The organism is Paenibacillus sp. YSY-4.3, from assembly GCF_054767475.1.
On sequence record NZ_BAABMC010000001.1, the window covers coordinates 1257199 to 1278652 of the forward strand.

Sequence of the window (21454 nt, forward strand, 5' to 3'; positions counted from 1 at the left end):
ATCATATAAATTGATATTTTTGTCGTATTTTGTCGTAGGTCTTTAGCATTATTTTTCAAAATAATTGTTTAATCGACATAAATTTTGGGTATATATTCAGATTTGCGTGAGGTTATTTGTCGAAAAAAATAGGATGGCATGCATATATCCTGTGCACGGTAAAGAGGCTGAACGCCTAAAATGAGCATGTTCCCGCAGACCTTTGCAAGCATGTTGTAAGCGATTACAAATTGTAAATAATCCTTAGGACTCGATTCGGTCAGTCAACTCCACGTTTCAAATTCGATATATTGGCTAAAATACTATTAAAATTTTAATTAATTAGGTATAAAAGACCTTGGAAAAAGGAGCGATCCTGGCATGAAGATTATTATCACGCAGAGCGAGGCGATGGAAAAAGGGATCTGGCCGAAAGTGATGAGCGCATTTGGTTTGAGCGAGAATGATGAGGTGTGGGATAAGGAACAGTTCATTTTAACGGAGGAGCAGGCCCGAGAATTCGGGTTGATTCATTGATCCTAAAAATCGTTATCCATTAAAAAACGCCGACCCGTATGGGATCAGCGTTATTTGCATAAATTAATCAAAACTATTCGTTGATTAATTATTATTTATATGTTAAAATGACGGGTAGTCAAATAGCAGTAATCATTTTAGGATCGCTTTTATAGTAGCATAAAAGCTGGCAATTGTCAAACGAAATATAGATCAAGATAAGTTGTATTTCAATTCATAGGTGGGGGTCTGAATCGTGACAGAGGATTTGAAGCTTCATACTGAATCAGAATATACGGATGACCTGACGTTGCCGCCAGGTATAAAGATTGATGATCCTGTCCGCATGTATTTGAAGGAGATCGGCAGAGTGCCACTCTTATCGGCAGAGGAAGAAATCGAACTGGCGAAGCGAATAGAGCAAGGTGACGAAGAAGCCAAACGCAGACTGGCGGAAGCCAATCTGCGTCTCGTCGTTAGTATTGCCCGCCGATATGTCGGTAGGGGAATGGTGTTCCTCGATCTGATTCAGGAAGGGAATATGGGGCTTATTAAAGCCGTCGAGAAATTCGATTTCAAGAAGGGTTTCAAATTCAGTACCTATGCTACATGGTGGATTCGCCAGGCCATTACGAGAGCTATCGCCGATCAGGCCAGAACGATTCGAATACCGGTTCATATGGTAGAGACCATCAATAAGCTGATTCGCGTGTCCCGGCAGCTTCTTCAAGAGATCGGCCGTGAGCCGACTCCGGAGGAAATCGCTAAGGAGATGGATCTTACGCCGGAGAAGGTTCGGGAAATCATGAAGATTGCCCAGGAGCCGGTTTCATTAGAGACCCCAATTGGGGAAGAAAATGATTCCAATTTGGGTGATTTTATTGAGGACCAGGATGCGCTTGCACCAGCGGATGCTGCAGCGTACGAATTGCTGAAGGAGCAGTTGGAGGAAGTGCTGGATACGCTGACTGAACGTGAGGAGAATGTGCTTCGTCTGCGTTTCGGGATGGATGATGGACGGACGCGTACGCTTGAAGAGGTTGGCAAGGAGTTTGGTGTGACCCGGGAGCGGATCAGACAAATCGAGGCCAAAGCGCTTCGCAAGCTGAGACATCCAAGCCGCAGCAAACGCTTGAAAGATTTTATGGAATAATAGCTTATAGCCGGATAAAGGGAGCTTTCGCTTAAGTTTAACTCGAGCGAAAGCTCCCTTTTATTTTAACGGTGGCGTGTTTTGGGACAGCGTTCGGCGGAAATAGGTTTGATTACACGCAGCAGCTTGGGCGGCAAAGGCTGCGTACAGGCATAGTTTCGCGGCCGACTCCGGTCTGGACGGTTCAGGGTATGATGCTTCCGCTGAGAACGGAAGGGGGCTACCTTCGTACGGAATACCTGCATGAACCATTCAATCGGATATGAGATCGACAGGAGGCCATCGGCAGAGCCGGCATAATTGACCGCGGCCGCCAAATTTCCGCGGCCGGTAAGCCATACCGAGCCGGAGTCTCCGCCTAAAGAGACGGGTCGTTTGCCGCGAATGACGCTCTGGTTCTTGAAGGTTATCGTCCCTAGGTTGCCATATGAACCGTAGCTGACAAGTATATCAGTATGGATCGATTCTACGCGGCCAGTGCTTATTCCCGTCGTGCGGCCAACCTTCTTGAATCGGTCTCCCGCACGATAAGAGCGCAGATGGCCGGGGACGGTTCCGAACACAGCGTAACGGGGGCTGAGCAATGAAGGGCGAAAAGGTTTGGCCATCGCTGCATCCAAGTAATTGTTCTTTTTCTTACTAAGTCTTACGAAACGATGCAGTTCTCCGATGCGATCCGCCCTTACCGTTCCTCCGTCGGCACCTCCCGGCTGGAGCGTCTTGGAGCAGCGCCTGGTGTTCTCGTTCACGAGCACATGATTATTGCTGAGGACGTAGCGGTTTTTGCCGCCCCGTACTCCGGTTATAATTAATCCAGCTGTACCGGAAACCACAGGGGTTCCGATGCTGTAACCCGCGACTACCGGGCGGATTCTTCTTCTGAACCGGAAGCTTTCCGATCCGCCGTGTTTATGAAAGCCTGTCGAACGTACGATGCGGACAGGCACGCCTAATTTGTTCTGCAACTGGGCAGGATTTAAAGGTTTTCGTTTGGACGAAGCTTTTTGGCTAGATTTTGCGGTTGCCGCCAGAGCGCTGGCATATAGAATAATTGCTGCGCCTTTTCCCGGGCGGCGCGGGTTGCATAAGCCTACGCCTATGCCGTGAACACCACGCCGTTTCAGCATTTTCGTGGTCAACCGCTGCTTGATTTGATACACTTTGTGGAAACTTGCCAATGAAATCACCTTTTCTGTCTGGTTTCATTCATCTTATGCCGGGAAGAAGGGTTTGGTTTGCTTGGCTTGGTTTGGTTTGGGCGGTGGATACTGATCCAGCTTTGACCGGGGACGATTGACGTCTGGCAGTAAATTGATATACAATGAGTCCAACCAAAAAGCGAAGGCGATGGAGTTCGCCATAACTGCCAATGAGGCTAATGACTCCTATCAGTGCGTATTTTGCCTGCGCGCTGGTAGGAGTTTTTGTTCATTACCAGTTCAACCTGCCAGGAGGATTTGAGTTCATGCCGGATCAACAATCATCGCCTCGCCATAATGATCGAACAATGGGTAACTATCTAGTCGGGGAAATTAAAAAAATTGCTGCTTTTCCCGGTTCATTCGTGAAATGGATTCTGCTTGGGAGTGCTGTCGGACTGCTTGCCGGTACGGCTTCCGCCTTTTTTCTGAACAGTCTCGATGCTGTTACGGATTGGCGGTATATGCATCCTTGGCTATTATGGTTGCTGCCGCTTGGGGGTGCGCTAGTAAGCTATGCGTATATGAAATGGGGGAAAAGCAGCGCTAAGGGCAATAATCTCATTCTGGAGCAAATCCAAAACGGGAATGAACGCATCCCCCTTCGAATGGCGCCGCTCATCCTGTTCGGAACCTTGGTAACCCATTTGCTTGGCGGTTCAGCCGGCCGGGAAGGAACTGCCGTGCAAATGGGGGGAAGCCTGGCCGATTCGTTAAGCCGGCTCGTCAAGCTGGATCCGCTGGATCGCCGCATCCTGCTGATGTGTGGAGTCAGCGGGGGATTTGGCTCCGTATTCGGTACGCCGCTGGCGGGGACTATGTTCGGACTAGAGGTGGCTGTACTTGGTTTGATCAGTTATCGGGCGCTCGTACCCTGTTTTGCCGCGAGTTTTGTCGGGCATTTGACCACTGTTTATCTGTGGGGTGTTCAGCACCATACGTATCAAATCGGGGAAATTCCGGCTTTATCCGGTATGGTGCTGCTGAAGGTCGTTGCCGCATCCATCCTGTTTGGGTTGACAAGCCTAGTATTCAGTAAATTGACCCACTATTTAAAAGGAGCCTTCAGCCGGGTAGTCCCTAATCCTGTACTGAAGACTGCGCTCGGAGGCGGTCTCATCATCGTTATGGTCTATACGGCGGGAACCCGGGATTATTTGGGGCTTGGCCTGCCGTTAATCGCCGATTCCTTTGGCGAGGGAGTTTCGCCGTTTGCTTTTCTAGGCAAGCTGTTGTTCACCTCGGTGACGCTGGGCTCGGGATTTCAGGGAGGAGAGGTGACGCCGCTTTTCGCGATCGGGGCCAGCCTGGGGCATAGCTTGTCTGGGTGGCTTCATCTCCATGGTCCGTTTCTCGCGGCTCTTGGTTTCATCGCGGTGTTCTGCGGAGCTGCCAATACGCCGGTGGCCTGCTTCATCATGGGTATCGAGTTGTTCGGTTCCGAAGGGGCGCTGTACATGTTTATTGCCTGCTTGGTCAGTTATGTATTCTCCGGCCATAGCGGCATTTACAGCTCCCAGCAAATCGGCGCCTCCAAGAGTACGCTGCTGAGCATTCCGCCTGATACAAGCTTAGGAAATAGAAGAACGAAGCGGTAAGGAGATTAAGGGCGAGGCATATTTCATTAGGCGTTTCATCCTGTTTTGAGATAGAATAGAGCTAGTGATTTTGTGATTATGATCATATTTCTCGTAAGATGAATGGGGGATTTGGAACGGTGAGACAAGCGTTTGCCACGATGCTGGCGTCTACTCTTCTATTACTTTCTTTAACTGCCTGCACCGGCGGGAGTAAGGGTCAGGCCAGCGGAAATGACGCGAATCATATGCAGCATGACGAGGTACATATTACGGCTAGCGGAGACGTGCAGGAACTGACGGCAAGCCGGGATATGCTGCCTTCTTTTTTGGAGGGCCAGCATGAATATGTAACTCTTGTATACAAAGCTGTCAGCGAGTATCCCGAACTGCTGGACGGAATGCCTTGCTACTGCGGCTGCGGGGACTCGGCGGGTCATCGCAGTAATCGGGACTGCTTCATCCATGAGTTGAAGGAGGACGGCTCGATCGTCTGGGATGATCATGGTACAAAATGCAACGTATGTCTGGAGATTGCCTTAGAATCAATCCAAATGCAGCAGGACGGCAAAACAGCCGCGGACATTCGTTCACTCATCGACGAGAAGTATCGGGAGGGTTACGCTAAGCCAACGGATACGCCGTTTCCGTTATAAACGCAAATATAATAAGACAAGTAGGAATAAGACGAGATGAAAAAGTTCAAAAAGTTCTATATTGAAACGACAAGCATCTGCAATTTGGCCTGCAGCTTCTGCCCGCCTACGGAGCGTAAATCCCAGTTCATCAAAGTCGAGGATTTCGCGAAAGTGCTGGACGAGGTAAGACCGCACACGGACTATATTTATTTGCATGTGAAGGGAGAGCCCCTGCTGCATCCGAAGATCGACCAATTGCTTGATTTGAGCCATGAGAAGGGCCTCAAGGTAAATATTACGACAAACGGAACCTTGATTCGCAAAGCCTGGTCCAAAATCATCAACAAGCCTGCTCTCAGGCAAATGAACTTCTCGCTGCACAGCTTTGATGGTCATGAGGGTTCGACCGATCGCGAGGGATATATCGAGAATATATTGTCCTTTGTACGGGAGGCGGTCAATACCTCCGATATGATCGTCTCGTTCCGGCTGTGGAATTTGGATAAGAGTAACGAGACCAATTTGCAGCGAAGCCGCAATCGGGCTACGCTGCAAATGATCGAGAAAGAGTTTGGGCTCGATTATCAAATCGAGGAGAGAGTCGTACCGGGAGGCGGAATTAAGCTAGCCGACCGGGTGTACTTGAACCAGGACCACGAATTTGACTGGCCGGACTTGCGGGCGGAGGAGGACGACGGCCACGGCTTCTGCCATGCGCTGCGGAATCAAGCGGGCATTCTCGTGGACGGCACGGTCATCCCATGCTGCTTGGACGGGGAAGGCGTGATTAATTTAGGCAATGTCTATAAGACGCCATTCTCGGACATTATCGAAGGAGAACGGGCAACCCGGCTCTATGAAGGATTCTCGCGCAGAACCGCCGTAGAGGAGCTGTGCCGCAAATGCGGCTACCGGAAGCGGTTTGGCGGCAAATAATTCGAAAAACAAAGAGCCGATCCATGTTAGGCAAAAGTGCTTAACGCGGATCGGCTCTTTATTTGTTTCTAACGGAGCAGGCTTGGGTCTATCTCTGGCACGAGCCCTTCTTTAGCCGCACGGCTAAGCAGCGCAGTAACAGCGGCATATCCGTCCTCGCCTAGCGATTCCGTATAACGATTTACATACAGGTTGATATGCGCGTCGGTAACTTCCGGCGACATTTCTTGTGCATGGCTCATGACATATTCCCTGGAGGCCGCAGGATGAGCCCACGCATATTGCACCGATTGACGTGTCCAGTTCGCAACGGCCGCAAGATCAAGAGAACGGCGGGCGATAATGGCCCCTAATGGAATCGGCAGGCCGGTATCCTCCTCCCACCAGCTGCCGAGATCCCGCATTAGGGTTAAGCCATAAGCAGGGTAAGTAAAGCGGGCTTCATGGATGACGAGCCCGGCATCGACCTGGCCGTCCCGCACAGCAGGCATGATCTGGTCGAAGGGCATGACGACGATTTCGCCTACGCCGCCGGGCACTGCTTGGGCTGCCCATAAGCGGAAGAGCAGGTAGGCTGTGGAACGCTCGCTCGGAACGGCGATGCGCCGTCCAGACAGCATGGAAGGATCAGCTGCTGCTGTATCTGCCTCCGATGTGGCGGAATTGTCTCCGGCCGTCAACACCAGCGGGCCGCAGCCACGGCCGAGCGCGCCTCCGCAGGGAATAAGCGCATATTCATCAAGCACCCAAGGGAGGGCGGCATAAGAAATTTTCAATACGTCAGGGCCTTTGCCGCTAGCGGCAAGACCGTTGGTTATGTCGATATCCGCATAGGTAATGTCCAGCTCCGGCGCTCCGGGAATGAGGTTATGCGCCCAGGCATGAAACACGAAAGTATCGTTCGGGCAGGGGGAGAAAGCTATTTTCATAATTCCAGTACCTCCGGTAATAAGGAACAGGCTCGTTCCAAGGCTGATAAAGCATCGCTAATTTTCCACAGCTCGCGCTGGCGCGGGCCGACCGGGTTGGAGATGGCCCTAATTTCCAGCACGGGCAGATTTAGCTGGTATGCCGCTAGGGCTACGCCGTATCCTTCCATTCCTTCCGCGGCGGCTCCAGGAATCCGATGGCTAAGCTCCAACGCCGTGGCTGCCGATCCCGTAACCGTGGATAATGTCAGAACTGGTGCTGCACATGCGGGAATTCCGGCTTTCAGAACGGTCTGAGCCCATTGACTCGACAAGCGTTCATCGGCTTTGAGCCGCGAGGAGCCGAAGCCGAGCTCGTCCAGGCTCAGGAAGCCCTCCGGCGATTCGGCCCCCAAATCTGCGGCGATGATGTCGGTTGCAATGACGATGGAAGCGATGTCCGCTATGCCGATAAATCCGCCGCCGATACCAGCGCTGATCACCAGATCAAATGCTTCTGCCCCGCCCGCTGCTGCAAGCGTCGTCGCCGTATTGGCCGCAGCAGCGATTGGGCCGACACCTGCCAATCGCACCTCAAATCCAACTGCACCGTTTAAGCCGCGCAGCACCGCTTCCCGCTCCGCCTCAACCGCGGTCATGATGAGCACGCGGCGAGGAGGAGGGGAATTGCCTATACTGGAGTTATTGTAATGATCCATGTTGTGAGCCACTCCTTAAAGTAAAAATATTATGAGCGATGATACGGCTTAGGCCGCTCGATTACAGCGCCCAGCTCTTTGGCCGCGCTTAGGGGCCAATATGGATTGCGCAGCAGCTCTCGGCCGATAAAGATAAGGTCAGCCCGGCCATTGCCGAGGATTTCCTCCGCTTGCAGACCGCTGGAAATAAGGCCGACTGCTCCGGTTGCGATGCCGGCTTCGTTCCGAATCCGGTCGGCCAAATTGACCTGATAGCCAGGATAGACATCAATGGCTGCAGGAACGATACCGCCGGAGCTGCAATCGATCAGGTCAACTCCCTGTTCCTTCATATATGCAGCGAATTGAATGAATTGCTCTAGCGAGTTGCCTTCTTCATGGTACTCATTTGCGGAAATACGCACAAAGATCGGGCCGTTCCATTCCGTCTTCACCTCTTCGATAATCTCACGCAGCAGGCGGTAACGATTATCTGCATTGCCGCCGTACTCATCGCTGCGCTTGTTGGCGAGCGGGGAGAGGAATTCACTAATCAGGTAGCCGTGGGCGCCATGAATTTCGATGATGTCGAATCCGGCTTCCCTGGCACGACGCGCGCCATCTTTAAAAGATGCAATGATATGGGCAATATCCTCTTTGGAAGCTTCCTTCGGTGTCTTCATGCCTTCAAAGGGAATAGCGGAAGGTGCGATAATCGTTTCTTCCAGCTCGGCCTTTCTTCCGGCATGAGCCAGTTGAATTGCCGCCTTAGCCTCGTGGTGATGGATGAGACGGACGATTTCCTGTAATCCCTCAATATGCTCGTCGCTCCAAATGCCTAAATCCTGATAGGAGATCCGGCCCTCGGGTGTTACGGCTGTAGCCTCAAGCATAATCAAGCCAACCTGTCCGGCAGCCCGGCTCGGATAATGCACCCGATGCCAATCGGTGACTTTGCCATCGCGGTTATAAGAAGAATACATGCACATCGGCGACATGACGATCCGATTTTTTAAAGTAACATTTTTAATGGTGTAAGGCGAGAATAATTTAGTTCGGGTCATGGTTACTCTCCTTTTTCTTTAGGGGTTATTTTCAGGGATGACGGTATAAATTTCCTTCTGAAAACTATGTTAGACTATACGGGATGCGATGACAAGTTTGCCGAAATAAGCGCCGGGGAACGACATTCCAGTTGACCATGTACGCGTTATCTTGTAATATAAGTGTCACAAATGTTCTCTAGGGTTCCGCGGCAGCTCCGGCAGTCGGCCTGGTCCAAGAGAGGACGCGCAGGAAATATCCTGCGGACACGGAGGGACAAAAGCCCGGGAGGATATCAATCGCCGATATCTTTCCGGGCTTTTGTCTGCCTGAGAGGTAGATGAGGAGCAAAGGAGAGGGTGAATTCCATGGATCGAAAGATGAATCAATACTGGCTGATCGTACTTGTAGCCGGGCTTTTCGAAATTGGCTGGGTGATTGGGCTGAAGCATTCCCATGACATCATGACGTGGAGCGCAACGGTTGTCGCGATTTTTGCCAGTATGTATTTGCTGGTGTTGTCTACGCGGAAGCTTCCTACGGGAACGGCATACGCCGTTTTTACGGGGATCGGGACTTCGGGAACGGTACTGTTTGAAATGCTTGTTTTTGGCGAACCGTTCAGATTGGCCAAGCTGCTGCTGATCGTTTTATTAATATGCGGCGTGGCGGGTCTCAAGCTTGTTACTAAAGAGCAGGATGAAGAGGAGGTGCAGTAAAATGGCTTGGTTGGTACTCATTTTGGCAGGAATAGGCGAAGTTATCGGGGTAGCGGGAATCAGCCGGATTAATAAGCACCGGGATTGGCAAGCCTATGCGCTTTTGTTCGGCGGATTCATTGCCAGTTTTCTGCTCTTGTCTATAGCGATGAGATCATTGGCCATGGGCACGGCCTATGCTGTATGGACGGGAATTGGCACCGTCGGCAGCGCGCTTGTGGGGATGCTGTTGTACGGGGAGTCCAAGGAATGGCGGCGAATTCTCTTTATTGCGATGGTGCTGAGCGCAGCGGTGGGACTTAAGCTGATATCTTAAAATTTTTAAAAAAAGCGGCCGGAATCTCCATTGAAGGAGAGTTCGGTCGCTTTATTTGTATCTTAAGCGGGTCAGACCCGTTTGGTTGCTTCACTGAACCGGTCTTTGATCCGTTTGTTGTTGCGTTTCATCGCGGTACGCTGCTCGCGTAATATTTGCGAGGAGCTTTTCTTGAAAGGAGCGAACAGCAGCGCTTCCTTGGGCTGTGTGCCTACGGCTTCGGTAACTTTCCCGTTCTTCGAGACGAATACTCCGGTGCTCATGACTGCATCCCTCCTAGAATCAGCTTGACAAACTCGATCATCAAAGGATTTTTACTAATTATAGCATCGTTTGCGGCTTCTTTGTAGTGGATGAATTTCTTATAATCCCAATCCGGATCGGCCGGAAAATGGAGGGTCAATACTAAATTACCCGTTCGCATGCAATAGTAAAACATGTTTTTCGACGCTTTAAAGAATACCTGCTCCTCGTGATCACCCATATGATATGTAAGCACATTATATGAACTATTATCATTGAGACTGTAAAAAGCTGCTCCAGCCGCGCTGCCTACTTTGGCTGCTAATTGGAGACGATCATTTACTTGCCGGTATAAGGTTGCCGCACAGCACTCGCCATAGAAACCAACAGTCTCTGCGACATAGGAGCCGTAGCTGTGCTCGATCCGGCCGCCGCTTATCCGCGACTTGATGATTTCCAGAAACTCCTCGGCCTGCTGCAAGCCCGTGATTTCCAGCTGCGGGATGAGTTGGTACAGCAAATCAACCGCTTCATCAAACTGCTCGAGCCTGGAGCTAGTCTGCTCAATGGATTGTTCGAGAGGGAGGAGCAGCGAGCCGCGGCGGAGTAGATCGCTAAAATAAGCCTTCCAGTCGATCGGTACGCCTAGCGACAAATCGTCGATGTATATTTTGCGGAGAGTCATGTCGTACAGGAAATACCATACATAGGGATCAACGTTTGGAGGAATAGTATGATTAGCCTTCAGGGAATCCATAATATGTAAAGGGGAAGGGAACTGTTCTTTGTCTTTGATATATTGATCGATGAACTGATCGATCAGCGGTTTGATCACGGTGAAAAAAACGGATTTGATCTCCATATCCGCAAATACGAGAATAAGCTTGCCCAGCTCATGTGCCTTGATAAATTCCATATGCGTCACCGTAATTCCGGAAGGAGCATTGTAAGTTCCTGATTTGCTCCCTAGGAACAGCAAATAAATATCGCTCGCCTCAACTGCATCAAGACATTTCTTGATCGGATCGATATGGGCTGGCCATGGCCCCAAATTTTCCTCCCACATCTGGGGATCGTGCCCGAGGGAAGACAGCTCGCGGAAAGCAGCTCGGCGAAGCGGTTTCAGGCCGTCTTCGTTTACAGAGCTGATGAACACTTTAGTTCTCGCCACGCCAGGGATCACCCCCTTTGTATTGTTTGGGTATTGTTTGGGTTTTATTCCCATTATAAACGAGATGAACAGGAATGAATAGCGTCGAATTAGGAGAAATTGGTTAAGTATTTGTTCCTATTGCATTTATTATTTTCATCATGTAATATGTAAAACAGAGTTACTAGTTAAAAGTAAGTTAATATTCAAAAGATAAGGAGCATTATAACATGAGTCAATTTCTGGACGCAATCCAAGTAAGACGCAGTGTGTACGCTATTAGCAAGGAAGAGGTTATTTCTGATCAACGCGTAGAGGAAATCGTAGCCGATGCTGTACTCCACACGCCGTCATCCTTCAACTCGCAAAGCGCGCGCGTAGTTGTTCTATTCAATGAACAGCACGACAAGCTGTGGGATATTACGAAAGAAACGTTGAGAGCGATCGTACCGGCAGATAGCTTCGGACCGACCGAAGAGAAGATGGCTGCATTCCGCAGCGGCCGTGGCACGGTACTGTTCTTTGAGGATCAAGAAGTCATTCAAGGGCTTCAAGAGCAATTCGCGCTGTACAAAGACAATTTCCCTGTATGGTCCGAGCAATCCTCGGGCATGCTGCAATTCGTAGTATGGACTGCACTAGCTAACGAAGGAGTTGGCGCTTCGCTGCAGCACTACAATCCGCTGATCGACGAGAAAGTTCAGCAAGAGTGGAATATTCCGGCTTCCTGGAAGCTGATCGGGCAAATGCCGTTCGGCAAGCCGGTAGCCGAGCCGGGAGAGAAGCAATTCAATCCGATCGAAAGTCGTCTGAAAGTATTTAAATAATCGCGGCTGCGAACATAAAAAGGGAAGGCATCTTGAAGATGCTTTCCCTTTTTTGCTTGCGGTTATTCGTCACAGCTACATATAGGCGAGGTCAACCAGATGTCTTTGAAATCCATCCACCCTAACCGGTTAATGCCGAGTCCGCGGATCGAAGGGTGCACGTAGCTGTTGACTTTGCGATGAACGAGAAATAGGAGTTGGGCTTCATCCTGCAGCCGGAATTCGATTTGTTGGAAAAGTGCGCTACGTTCCTCCATAGACGGCGTTGCCAAAATATCGTTAATGATTTTATAAATCCATTTCCGCAAATTGTGCTCCATATGCTGATATACATGACTCTGCCTTTGAAGATAAGTTTCTAATAGGCATACCTCGTCATCCGCAAAGGAAAGGCATGTAAAGAAGCAGTCGGCTTCAGAACTGTATTCCTCACTTGTACACACGCTGCTCGTTACATAGTTGATTTTTATGTTAATCCCTATCGACGCGCATTGTTCAGCGAACCATTCAGCATCCTCATACTGATGTACAGGCGTAACTAAAACTAGCGGTGTCCCATCATAGTCGGATTCATGGAGCAGTTGAAGGGCGGCGTCCCGGTCATAGCGAAATGCACCGCTTGCGAGGCTTGGATCGCGGGGGAGGAAGCTGCGCGCTGGAATTCCTTGTTGTTCATCATGAATCAATTGCGTCCGATCGATGATGAGATTGACAGCCTGACGGAAGGACAAGGATTGCTGGGGTCCGTTTTTTCTGCGATTCCACGTGATCAGGCTGCAGTTCTTCCACAAGCCTTCGACTCGCTTCCAGTCACTCTCAGGTTTGGTTGGAAGCCGTGCTTCGTTGTCGATGAGTTTTTCCCATTTTAGCCTCGAAGAACCGGGAATATTTTCGGGTAAAATCACGATCTCAACCGCATCCAAATATGCTCTGCCTAGGAAATATTCTGTATTTACCGAAAGGTTGATTTGATTCGCGCTCCAATGCGTAAGCCGAAAAGCTCCCGTTCCGATTGGCGATTTCCAAAAGTTTTCTTCGTTGTCGCCGAGTAAATCGGCAGGCAATATAGCCGTGCTCGCCGAACAAAGCATCCGCGGGAGCAGCCAGTTGGGCTGCTTTAAAACCATTTTTACAGTGATGGGGCTTACTGCCTCGATTCGATCCATGGTCATAAGCAGCCAGTCATTTGCAGAGCGGTCTCGCAGCCTGTTAAACGTAAATACGACATCATTTGCCGTCAGCTCGCGTTTATGATGGAAGCGAACTCCCTTACGGAGATGGAATATCCACTCGGTTCCGTCTTTATTACTTTCCCAGTGGTGGGCGATCATCGATACAACCTTGGAATTCTGATCCGAATCATATTGGACGAGTCGATCGAAGATTTGCCGGGTCAAATGAGCGTCGAAGCCATAGAACAAATTGGCGGGATCCAACGTTAACGGCGGCCGGTATACCGGCAATCGGAACAAATCGCTGCAGCCCGAATTGGAATTTTCCTCTTCGCTATATCCGAACTGGCCGTTGAGCCACTTCATGAACTGGTCGAGAATCCCCTGATCCTCTTCATACTGATTCAACACCTCGAACGCAGTCCGGTATTCGCCTTTGTCGGCAAGACGCTTCGCGTGTTGCAGAAGGAACTCGTTTCGCGGCAAGCGGAACTCGATCCGCGAGCGATTGCCGCGCCCTCGTCCGGGGTGCCATGTAATGAGTTCTTCCTCTTCGAGCTTACGAACGATCAGCTTGACATTTCTCTCCGTGCAATGGAACAGCTTGGTCAATTCACTCAAACTGACTTCCTTCGCCATAACTGAACCGATCGGGATGTCCCTTGCGATATATTCATTCAGCAACGTCAAATAACGTTCTTCTGTAAGCATATGATTACCACCTCATCGCGGCATAAATTCGCTATCTCCTCTAAAAGGGGAATTACTTGTTCAATAGTGTACTCTTTTTCTTCCTGATTTTAAAGCAGATAATGGAAATATATTATTAAGGGTTCACAAAATAAGGGGTGGGAGAGAATGTTCACAGAGGAGTTATATCGCTTAGAGAGAGATCTGAAGTTGTTTCATCATCATCCGCAGCATTACCGGGTGAATGAGGAAGGTAGAATCGTTGGAATGAAAAGGCGGCCAATAAAGAGTAAAGCAGCGCTTTCCTTGTTGCGTTCTCTCGCCAGCCTGGTGAAATTCTAAGGCGACGACGGGCAATCCCGTCGTCGCCTTTGTCGTTTGCATGATAGAAAAGGTGAAGATAATAGCCTCAAGCGAGCGCCTTGCGGAATTCTTCTGTTAAAAGGGGAACTACCTCGAATAAATCCCCCACGATACCATAATCCGCTATTTTAAAAATCGGGGCTTCCGGGTCTTTATTGATGGCGATAATGATACGGGATTGGCTCATGCCGGCCAAATGCTGGATTGCACCGCTAATTCCGCACGCGATGTAAATTTGCGGCGTGACGACTTTGCCGGTTTGGCCGATTTGCAGCGCGTAATCACAGTATCCGGCATCGCATGCCCCGCGGGAAGCGCCTACGGCTCCGCCCAGCACCTCGGCGAGCTGCTCGAGCGGCTTAAAGCCTTCTGCGCTCTTCACGCCGCGGCCACCGGAGACGACGATTTGCGCTTCGGTCAAATCGATCCGCCCCGACGTCTTGGTGATGACGTCTTGGATGATGGTTCTAAGATCAGCTTGAGCTGAGTAAGCATGCTGCACAATGTCACCGGAGGAGCCGGCTTCGGCGGCGGGAGCGATGTTGTTGGGCCGTACGGTAATGATTTGCAGGCCCTCGATGAACCGCTTCTGTTCGAATGCTTTGCCTGCATAGATAGGCCGCGTAAAGAGAACATTTGAGCCGTTTTTTTGAATGGCCGTCACATCGGAAATTTGGCCAGCCCGAAAATGGGCGGCCAGCATAGGGGCGAGGTCGCGTCCCATAGCAGTATGGCCAAGGACAATGGTGTAGGGCTCTAAGGAATCCAGGACGGGAATGATCGCGGAGTTATACCTTTCGGCTAAATAATGCTCCAGATCGGGATGATCCAAGACATGCACTTGTCCGTGAACGTAACGGGACAGCTGGCTGGCCTGCTCGGACAAGTTATGTCCGAGGAGCAGGGCAGAGATCGTATCGCCTTCATTGGCGGCGAGCTGCGCGGCTGCAATGGCTTCCAGGCTGACTTGACGGAGCTGCCCGCCGCGTACTTCCGCGATGACCACGTAATGTTTGCTCATCGATATTCCTCCCTTGGGTTTTAAATCACCTTGGCTTCGGTACGGAGCAGGGACACGAGCTTCGCGGCCTGCTCTTTCAGATCGCCCTGCAGAACTTGCCCAGCATTTCTTTGCGGAGGCAAAGATAGTGAGCTTCGTTCAGTGCGGGGGACGATATCCGCTTCCGATAGGCCTAGCTCACCCAGTCCAAGCTGGTGAAATGGCTTTTTCTTCGCCTTCATAATGCCGGGCAGAGAGGGATAGCGCGGCTCGTTCAGCCCTTGCTGTGCCGTAAACAGGGCGGGAAGGGCGACCTCGATCGTCTCGGCATCGCCCTCCGCATCCCGAAGCACCTGCGCCTTGCCGCCAGCGATATCCAGCTTCGTGATCGAGGAGACATGGGGAAGATCGAGCAGTCGGGCCAAGCGAACGGCGACCTGCCCCGACCCCTGGTCCACGGAAAAATTACCGCCCAGCACAACATCGGCGGATACTTTGTACAAATACGCTGCAAGCACGACCGATAGGCTGTATTCGTCCGCCGAAATCCGCTCATCTGAAATAAGAACCGCCTCATCCGCACCCATCGCCAGAGCGGTTCGCAGCGCTTCGGCAGCCCTTGGCGGGCCAACGGAAACTACCGTAACCTGGCCGCCATGCTGCTCCTTCAAGCGGAGCGCTTCTTCTACCGCATACTCGTCATAAGGGTTAATGATGAACTTTACGCCCTCCTCGGAGATTTCCCCGCCTTGAATCACGATTTTCTCCTCGGTATCGAAGGTTTGCTTCAAAATTGCGAAAATGTCCATGCCAATTCTCCTCCTTAACATTAGTGACCGCGTGATTGACCACACATCATTGGCCGGGTATGCCCAAACCAATGCCTGCTTAAGTTAGGAACTCAAGGCCTTGAGGAAGAACTCGACCGTCTTGTCGACCTGGGCGGAGAGGGAATATTTTCTCCCTGAAATGAGCCATGAGGTCACGACCTCATCCATTGCGCCGAAGATCAGATGGCGCGTAAGCTTAGGATCAAGCTCGGGACGGAATGATTTCTCATTAATCCCCTTCTGTACAATATGCTCGATCAACTGAATATAGGGCTTCACGGATAAGCCGATCGCTTTGCGCAGTTCAATCGAGCTCTGCCGGAGCTCGATTTGGGTAACGTAGGCTAGATCGACGTTGTTCTCCAGCTCGGTGAAGTGGATCTCGCATACTTTGCGCAGCGCCTGTTCCGCTGTATCGGTGTTCTTAATGCTGCTGTTGAATCTCTCGACCAGCTTGCCCAGGCGATCTTCGAACAAAGAGATAAGGATATCTTCCTTCTTCTTGAAATATAAATAAATCGTACCGTCCGCTACTCCGGCCTCCTTTGCGATTTTGGACACCTGTGAGCCGTGAAACCCGTTCTCGGCAATGACTTTTTGCGCTGCATCCAAAATCATTTCAAATTTTTCCTGTTTTCTACTTGTCATCAGGTCACCTCAATGCTAATATTTAAACCAACTGAATGAATGCTCATTCATTTTTCGATATTATCTTATGAGAAATGCTGGGAAAAGTCAATGTTTGTTTGCTCAACTGTCTAGGAAGTACAGCTGTATGTAAACGCTATCTAAGGCTTGTCGTCTTTGGCTCGATCATTACGGAAGAAAGGACGGAAAGCACATGACGTGGCAGCTCATTAACTTGGTTTTGTTTCTGGCCGCAACCGGATTGGGCATTTATTTCTTTGCGGTCGCTGTCCATCGCCGTTACAGTTACCTGCGGCTCGGAAAACCGGCGGAGCCGCGAAAACGCGGCAAGGGCAGGGCGGCTGAATATTTGTCCGAAGTGTTCGGCCAGAAGAGGCTGCTGAAGGATCCGCGCAGCGGCCTAATGCACATCATCATTTTTTACGGATTCATTATTTTGCAGTTCGGCGCTCTGGACTTGATTGTCAAAGGCCTGGCGAAAGGCAAGCATTTGCCGTTACCTGCTTACGAGTACTTCGGCTTGCTGCAGGAGATTACGGTCCTGCTGATTTTGCTGGGCATGGGTTATGCCGCATATCGGCGGTACGGCGAGAAGTTGCCCCGTTTGAAAAGAGGCTGGAAGCCAAGTATCGTCGTCATTTTCATCTACACGCTCATGCTGAGCGTACTCTTGTCGCTCGCCTTCGAGCGGCTGTGGCTTGGGCTGGATTCTTCCGGCCTCGCACCTGTCTCCTCACTGATCGCAGCAGCATTTACCGGAATGCCGCAATCTTCCGCAGCTTTCATTTTCTATCTGTTTTGGTGGCTGCATTTACTCACACTACTATCCTTCTTAGTCTACGTACCCCAATCGAAGCATTTTCATATCATTACTGCACCGATTAACCTGTGGCTGCGCCGCAGCGAGCCAGTCGGACGTCTGAAGAAGCTGGATCTCGAAGATGAAGAGGCCGAGAGCTTCGGCGCCGGAAGGATCGAGGATTTCACCCATAAGCAGATGCTCGACTTCTACGCCTGCGTGGAATGCGGCCGCTGCACGAACGTCTGCCCAGCATCCAACACCGGTAAACCATTGTCGCCGATGCATCTGATCACGAAGCTGCGCGATCATTTGCAGGAGAAAGGGGCTGCGGTTACCGGGAAATCGCCGTATGCGCCAGCATTCGCTTTCTCCATGCCGGGAGCTCACTCCCTTGAGATCGCGTCCGAGGCCGATTCTGTTCAGCCCGCTTGGAACGCGGCAGCCGGTATTACCGATATCGCTCCTACTATGGATTGGCATAAAGCATCCTGGACTGTTCAGAATGAATCATCTCCCGGGGATGTCGCCCTGATCGGCGGGGTGATGACGGAAGAGGAGATTTGGTCCTGCACAACCTGCCGAAACTGCGAGGATCAATGTCCTGTCGGGAATGAGCATGTCGATAAAATTATCGATTTGCGCCGCCATCTCGTTCTTATGGAGGGAAGCTTGCCTCACGAAGGACAGCGCGCTATGACGAACATCGAACGTCAGGGCAATCCGTGGGGGCTTAGCCGCAGCGACCGGGCGGCCTGGACGGGGGATGTTGAGGGCATCCCGGTTCCAACGGTACGGGAGAACCCGGAGTTTGAATATTTATTTTTCGTCGGGTCGATGGGCTCTTATGATCAGCGCAGCCGCAAAATATCCAAAGCCTTTGTCCGCCTGATGCAAGAAGCCGGTGTCAGCTTTGCGATTCTTGGCAATGAGGAGAGAAATTCCGGCGATACGCCGCGGCGGCTCGGTAACGAGCTTTTGTTTCAACAGCTTTGTCAGGAGAATATTGAATCTTTCCGCAATTACGGCGTTCGCAAAATCGTGACGGCCTGTCCGCATACGTTCAATACATTGAAGAACGAATATCCTGATTTCGGGCTGGAAGAGGTGGATGTGCTGCATCATACCCAGCTGCTGAGCCAACTGGTGATGGAGGGGAGGCTGATCCCGAGGCATGAAGTGAACGAACGGATCACATACCACGACTCTTGCTATCTCGGCCGATACAACAACGTATACGAGGAGCCTAGGGCTGTGCTCCGCGCCATCCCTGGCGTGCAGCTCGTCGAAATGGAACGTAATCGGGAGAATGGCATGTGCTGTGGAGCCGGGGGCGGGCTGATGTGGATGGAGGAGAACAGCGGCAAACGGGTTAACGTAGCCAGAACCGAGCAGGCGCTGGAGGTAAATCCGAGCCTGATCAGCAGCGCTTGCCCTTACTGCCTTACGATGCTCGAGGATGGAACGAAGCTGAAGGAGGTTGATGAGACGGTCAAAGCAAAGGACGTGGCGGAAATTTTGGCGTTGTCTGTATTTGGCAGTGATGCTGGGGTCACTGTGCAGCCGAAGATTTTGATTTTGCCGGAAGAAAGCGTGTAGCTGCCATTCGAGCAAAAGCACCTAAAACAGTAAATGTGCATGGGAGGGGAAGGAGTATGTTTAAATCGATCACAACCGCGGCCGTCATCGGCTCCGGCATTATGGGTTCGGGAATTGCGGCTCAACTGGCGAATGTGGGAATATCCTGCCTTCTGCTGGATATCGTTCCGACGCAGCTCACCGAGTCCGAAGCCGCTAAGGGGCTGACGCTAGAGCATCCGGCAGTGCGCAGCCGGCTTGCCGCGTCTGCCGTCAAGCAGCTGGCGAAGACCAAGCCGGCACCGCTCTATGACGAACGTTTCGCTGCGCGGATCACCCCCGGAAATTTGGAGGATGATCTCCACCGCATTTCCGATGTGGATTGGGTGATCGAGGTCGTCGTCGAGAATCTGGAGGTAAAGCGAAAGCTGCTAAGCGACATCGAGCGGCATTGGCAGCCGGGCACCGTTATAAGCTCCAACACATCTGGAATCTCGATCAATGAGATGGTCGAGGGGCGTTCGAAGGATTTTCGCAGTCATTTCCTGGGTACGCATTTTTTTAATCCGCCGAGGTATATGAAGCTGCTGGAGATCATCCCCGGAAACAATACCGATCCCGGCATAGTAGCCCGGATGACCGAGTTTGCGGAGAGAAAGCTCGGCAAAACGGTCGTTCAGGCCAAGGATACGCCGAATTTCATCGCCAACCGGATCGGAACGTACGGGCTGCTCGTTACGCTGCGGGAAATGATTGCGAAAGGGCTGTCAGTTGAAGAGGTCGACGCCGTGACCGGTCCGGCGATGGGTCGGCCGAAGAGCGCGACGTTTCGTACGCTCGATTTGGTCGGTCTGGATACGTTTGTGCATGTGGCGAACAATGTGTTCGAGCATGTGGCGGATGAGCAGGAGCGCACGGTATTTGCGATCCCTGACGTGCTGAATAAATTGGTTAGCCAAAGCTGGCTGGGGGAGAAATCGGGGCAAGGCTTCTATAAAAAGGTGAAGAGCCCCGAGGGCAGCCAAATCCTTGCATTGGATTTAGGCTCGATGGAATATAAGCCGCTGAAGAAGCCGGCTTCCGGGTCGCTAGAAGCAGCGAAGCTCGCTAAAAGCGCCAAGGCCAAGACGAAGGCGCTGCTGGGCGGCGGAGACCGCTATGGCGATTTTGCCTGGGGTGTACTGAAGCATGTGCTCCTATACTCGGCAGAGAAGGTCGGCGAGATCGCGGACAGTATCCGCGAGATCGATGAAGCGATGAAGTGGGGCTTCAATTGGGAGCTCGGACCCTTCGAGACCTGGGATGCCATCGGCTTGCCCCGCTCTGTCGCACGGATGGAAGCCGAAGGCTTGACGGTTCCTTCATGGGTGAAAACATGGCTCGCAGAAGGAAACGAGACATTTTACAAAAAGGAGAACGGCGTCTTATTTCAGGCTTCCGGTCTGAAGTATAAACAGGTAGACATTCAACCGGAGAAAATTTCCCTGCGCGAGCTTAAAGCGCAGAACAAGATAGTTAAAGCGAACAGTGGAGCGAGCCTGATCGACCTGGGAGACGGCGTAGCCTGCCTGGAGTTCCATTCGCCGAACAATGCGATCGGCAGCGACATCCTGGCGATGATCTCGCAGAGTGTGGAGGAGGTGCGGCGCAATTTTGCGGGCCTGGTCATTGCCAATCAGGGACGCAATTTCTGTGTTGGAGCTAACCTGATGCTCCTGCTGATGGAAGCACAGGATGAAGAGTGGGATGAGATCGACGATATCATCCGCCTGTTTCAGAGTACGATGTACAATTTGAAACGGTTCGAGAAGCCGGTCGTGGCAGCCCCGCACCGAATGACGCTCGGCGGCGGTGTGGAAGCGTGCATGCCTGCGGATCAGGTCATTGCCGCGGCGGAGACGTACTATGGGCTGGTGGAGGCCGGAGTCGGACTGATTCCCGCAGGCGGCGGGTGTAAGGAGCTTGCGCTGCGGGCCAGCAGGCATGCGGGAACGGACGGAGATTTACAGCCTCTGATCAACCGGGTCTTCGAAACGATCGGGATGGCGAAGGTATCGAGCAGCGGTCATGATGCCAAAGCGCTTGGGTACTTCAGGGATAATGATCGCGTCGTCGTCAATCCGGATTACTTGATTCATGAGGCGAAGCAGGCGGTGCTGCGCATGTCAGCCGCCGGGTATGAACCCCCGCACGAGGAAAAGATCCGCGTCGCCGGCTCGGAAGGCAAGGCGGTGCTGCAATTGGGTGCGATCGGTATGAGGGAAGGCCGCTATATAAGTGACCACGATCTGCTCATCGCGAAGAAGCTCGCCCATGTGCTGGCCGGAGGGGACGTTGCCCCGGGCAGCTATGTAAGCGAGCAATATATGCTCGACTTGGAGCGCGAGGCATTCTTAAGCCTCTGCGGCGAACCGAAGACTCGGCAGCGGATGCAGCATATGCTGGCCACAGGCAAGCCGCTGCGCAATTAA

The 21454-nt window shown here is 51.6% G+C and carries 20 protein-coding genes and 2 riboswitches; of the genes, 10 read left to right on the plus strand and 10 right to left on the minus strand.

The annotated features are described in order from the left end of the window. The first annotated feature begins 360 nt into the window (after positions 1 to 360). Positions 361 to 516: a hypothetical protein gene (locus tag ACYUJT_RS05870; protein ID WP_460319468.1), complete on the plus strand. Its 156-nt coding sequence runs from the start codon at positions 361 to 363 to the stop codon at positions 514 to 516. 235 nt (positions 517 to 751) lie between these two features. Continuing rightward, the gene (gene rpoD, locus ACYUJT_RS05875) at positions 752 to 1648 is read left to right on the plus strand and encodes an RNA polymerase sigma factor RpoD (RefSeq protein ID WP_213588476.1); all 897 of its coding nucleotides are present in this window, start codon (positions 752 to 754) and stop codon (positions 1646 to 1648) included. 65 nt (positions 1649 to 1713) lie between these two features. Here the strand turns inward: rpoD and ACYUJT_RS05880 are convergent, their stop codons facing one another. Further along, entirely contained in the window at positions 1714 to 2826 is a 1113-nt protein-coding gene (locus ACYUJT_RS05880) for a hypothetical protein (protein ID WP_460319469.1), read from the minus strand. A 156-nt stretch (positions 2827 to 2982) separates the two neighbouring features. Further along, a riboswitch (Fluoride riboswitch) is annotated at positions 2983 to 3043 on the plus strand. Positions 3044 to 3155: 112 nt separating this feature from the next. Here ACYUJT_RS05880 and ACYUJT_RS05885 point away from each other — a divergent pair. The 3 genes from ACYUJT_RS05885 (at position 3156) to ACYUJT_RS05895 (ending at position 5998) form a co-directional block, all read left to right on the plus strand. After that, entirely contained in the window at positions 3156 to 4445 is a 1290-nt protein-coding gene (locus ACYUJT_RS05885; protein ID WP_460319792.1) for a voltage-gated chloride channel family protein, read from the plus strand. Between the two features lie 140 nt (positions 4446 to 4585). After that, positions 4586 to 5080 carry a PCYCGC motif-containing (lipo)protein gene (locus ACYUJT_RS05890; protein ID WP_460319793.1) on the plus strand — a complete coding sequence of 165 codons (495 nt, stop codon included), beginning with the start codon at positions 4586 to 4588 and terminating at the stop codon, positions 5078 to 5080. Positions 5081 to 5116: 36 nt separating this feature from the next. Further along, on the plus strand, positions 5117 to 5998 hold the full coding sequence (locus ACYUJT_RS05895) for a radical SAM/SPASM domain-containing protein (protein WP_460319471.1): 882 nt from the start codon (positions 5117 to 5119) through the stop codon (positions 5996 to 5998). A gap of 68 nt (positions 5999 to 6066) precedes the next feature. Here the strand turns inward: ACYUJT_RS05895 and ACYUJT_RS05900 are convergent, their stop codons facing one another. The 3 genes from ACYUJT_RS05900 to namA are packed head-to-tail and all read right to left on the minus strand — an operon-like array spanning position 6067 to position 8668. Continuing rightward, entirely contained in the window at positions 6067 to 6927 is an 861-nt protein-coding gene (locus tag ACYUJT_RS05900; RefSeq protein ID WP_460319472.1) for a 1,4-dihydroxy-6-naphthoate synthase, read from the minus strand. After that, positions 6924 to 7625 carry a futalosine hydrolase gene (locus ACYUJT_RS05905; protein WP_460319473.1) on the minus strand — a complete coding sequence of 234 codons (702 nt, stop codon included), beginning with the start codon at positions 7623 to 7625 and terminating at the stop codon, positions 6924 to 6926. Before ACYUJT_RS05905 ends, ACYUJT_RS05900 begins: the two co-directional genes overlap by 4 nt. A gap of 29 nt (positions 7626 to 7654) precedes the next feature. Beyond that, a complete protein-coding gene (gene namA, locus ACYUJT_RS05910) occupies positions 7655 to 8668 on the minus strand; it encodes an NADPH dehydrogenase NamA (RefSeq protein ID WP_460319474.1) in 1014 nt (337 codons plus the stop codon). Positions 8669 to 8835: 167 nt separating this feature from the next. After that, positions 8836 to 8941: riboswitch (guanidine-I (ykkC/yxkD leader) on the plus strand. A gap of 75 nt (positions 8942 to 9016) precedes the next feature. Here namA and ACYUJT_RS05915 point away from each other — a divergent pair. Both ACYUJT_RS05915 and ACYUJT_RS05920 read left to right on the plus strand, forming a co-directional pair. Continuing rightward, a complete protein-coding gene (locus tag ACYUJT_RS05915; protein ID WP_460319476.1) occupies positions 9017 to 9367 on the plus strand; it encodes a DMT family transporter in 351 nt (116 codons plus the stop codon). A gap of 1 nt (position 9368) precedes the next feature. Further along, the gene (locus ACYUJT_RS05920) at positions 9369 to 9683 is read left to right on the plus strand and encodes a DMT family transporter (protein WP_460319477.1); all 315 of its coding nucleotides are present in this window, start codon (positions 9369 to 9371) and stop codon (positions 9681 to 9683) included. Positions 9684 to 9754: 71 nt separating this feature from the next. On the opposite strand, the gene ACYUJT_RS05925 is transcribed toward ACYUJT_RS05920, so the two are convergent. Both ACYUJT_RS05925 and ACYUJT_RS05930 read right to left on the minus strand, forming a co-directional pair. Next, positions 9755 to 9946, minus strand: coding sequence for a hypothetical protein (locus ACYUJT_RS05925; RefSeq protein ID WP_460319479.1), 192 nt, complete (start codon positions 9944 to 9946; stop codon positions 9755 to 9757). Beyond that, complete coding sequence (locus ACYUJT_RS05930) at positions 9943 to 11097, minus strand: DUF4062 domain-containing protein (protein ID WP_460319480.1); 1155 nt, start codon at positions 11095 to 11097, stop codon at positions 9943 to 9945. Before ACYUJT_RS05930 ends, ACYUJT_RS05925 begins: the two co-directional genes overlap by 4 nt. A gap of 209 nt (positions 11098 to 11306) precedes the next feature. Between ACYUJT_RS05930 and ACYUJT_RS05935 the strand changes: the two genes are divergently transcribed. After that, positions 11307 to 11903 carry a nitroreductase family protein gene (locus tag ACYUJT_RS05935; protein WP_460319482.1) on the plus strand — a complete coding sequence of 199 codons (597 nt, stop codon included), beginning with the start codon at positions 11307 to 11309 and terminating at the stop codon, positions 11901 to 11903. Positions 11904 to 11965: 62 nt separating this feature from the next. Here ACYUJT_RS05935 and ACYUJT_RS05940 read toward each other — a convergent pair whose 3' ends face one another. The 4 genes from ACYUJT_RS05940 to ACYUJT_RS05955 all read right to left on the minus strand — a co-directional run bounded on the left by ACYUJT_RS05940 (position 11966) and on the right by ACYUJT_RS05955 (position 16606). Then, entirely contained in the window at positions 11966 to 13786 is a 1821-nt protein-coding gene (locus tag ACYUJT_RS05940) for an ABC transporter substrate-binding protein (protein WP_460319483.1), read from the minus strand. A 388-nt stretch (positions 13787 to 14174) separates the two neighbouring features. Continuing rightward, positions 14175 to 15149: an electron transfer flavoprotein subunit alpha/FixB family protein gene (locus ACYUJT_RS05945; RefSeq protein WP_460319484.1), complete on the minus strand. Its 975-nt coding sequence runs from the start codon at positions 15147 to 15149 to the stop codon at positions 14175 to 14177. A 20-nt stretch (positions 15150 to 15169) separates the two neighbouring features. Next, entirely contained in the window at positions 15170 to 15937 is a 768-nt protein-coding gene (locus tag ACYUJT_RS05950) for an electron transfer flavoprotein subunit beta/FixA family protein (protein WP_460319486.1), read from the minus strand. 84 nt (positions 15938 to 16021) lie between these two features. Next, a complete protein-coding gene (locus ACYUJT_RS05955) occupies positions 16022 to 16606 on the minus strand; it encodes a TetR/AcrR family transcriptional regulator (RefSeq protein WP_460319487.1) in 585 nt (194 codons plus the stop codon). A 193-nt stretch (positions 16607 to 16799) separates the two neighbouring features. Between ACYUJT_RS05955 and ACYUJT_RS05960 the strand changes: the two genes are divergently transcribed. Then, positions 16800 to 19004 (plus strand): (Fe-S)-binding protein, encoded by a 2205-nt coding sequence (locus ACYUJT_RS05960; RefSeq protein ID WP_460319488.1) that lies wholly within the window; start codon positions 16800 to 16802, stop codon positions 19002 to 19004. 56 nt (positions 19005 to 19060) lie between these two features. Then, positions 19061 to 21454, plus strand: a complete 2394-nt coding sequence (locus tag ACYUJT_RS05965; RefSeq protein WP_460319490.1) for a 3-hydroxyacyl-CoA dehydrogenase/enoyl-CoA hydratase family protein — start codon at positions 19061 to 19063, stop codon at positions 21452 to 21454.

Excerpts from the sequence above, each read along its gene's own strand:
- ACYUJT_RS05965 (WP_460319490.1), top strand. The coding sequence starts at position 19,061 with ATGTTTAAATCGATCACAACCGCGGCCGTCATCGGCTCCGGCATTATG.
- ACYUJT_RS05945 (WP_460319484.1), bottom strand. The coding sequence starts at position 15,149 with ATGAGCAAACATTACGTGGTCATCGCGGAAGTACGCGGCGGGCAGCTC.
- ACYUJT_RS05895 (WP_460319471.1), top strand. The coding sequence starts at position 5,117 with ATGAAAAAGTTCAAAAAGTTCTATATTGAAACGACAAGCATCTGCAAT.
- ACYUJT_RS05890 (WP_460319793.1), top strand. The coding sequence starts at position 4,586 with ATGCTGGCGTCTACTCTTCTATTACTTTCTTTAACTGCCTGCACCGGC.
- ACYUJT_RS05940 (WP_460319483.1), bottom strand. The coding sequence starts at position 13,786 with ATGCTTACAGAAGAACGTTATTTGACGTTGCTGAATGAATATATCGCA.
- ACYUJT_RS05935 (WP_460319482.1), top strand. The coding sequence starts at position 11,307 with ATGAGTCAATTTCTGGACGCAATCCAAGTAAGACGCAGTGTGTACGCT.
- ACYUJT_RS05900 (WP_460319472.1), bottom strand. The coding sequence starts at position 6,927 with ATGAAAATAGCTTTCTCCCCCTGCCCGAACGATACTTTCGTGTTTCAT.
- namA (WP_460319474.1), bottom strand. The coding sequence starts at position 8,668 with ATGACCCGAACTAAATTATTCTCGCCTTACACCATTAAAAATGTTACT.
- ACYUJT_RS05885 (WP_460319792.1), top strand. The coding sequence starts at position 3,156 with ATGGGTAACTATCTAGTCGGGGAAATTAAAAAAATTGCTGCTTTTCCC.
- ACYUJT_RS05960 (WP_460319488.1), top strand. The coding sequence starts at position 16,800 with ATGACGTGGCAGCTCATTAACTTGGTTTTGTTTCTGGCCGCAACCGGA.
- ACYUJT_RS05905 (WP_460319473.1), bottom strand. The coding sequence starts at position 7,625 with ATGGATCATTACAATAACTCCAGTATAGGCAATTCCCCTCCTCCTCGC.
- ACYUJT_RS05925 (WP_460319479.1), bottom strand. The coding sequence starts at position 9,946 with ATGAGCACCGGAGTATTCGTCTCGAAGAACGGGAAAGTTACCGAAGCC.
- ACYUJT_RS05915 (WP_460319476.1), top strand. The coding sequence starts at position 9,017 with ATGGATCGAAAGATGAATCAATACTGGCTGATCGTACTTGTAGCCGGG.
- ACYUJT_RS05950 (WP_460319486.1), bottom strand. The coding sequence starts at position 15,937 with ATGGACATTTTCGCAATTTTGAAGCAAACCTTCGATACCGAGGAGAAA.
- ACYUJT_RS05870 (WP_460319468.1), top strand. The coding sequence starts at position 361 with ATGAAGATTATTATCACGCAGAGCGAGGCGATGGAAAAAGGGATCTGG.
- ACYUJT_RS05920 (WP_460319477.1), top strand. The coding sequence starts at position 9,369 with ATGGCTTGGTTGGTACTCATTTTGGCAGGAATAGGCGAAGTTATCGGG.
- ACYUJT_RS05955 (WP_460319487.1), bottom strand. The coding sequence starts at position 16,606 with ATGACAAGTAGAAAACAGGAAAAATTTGAAATGATTTTGGATGCAGCG.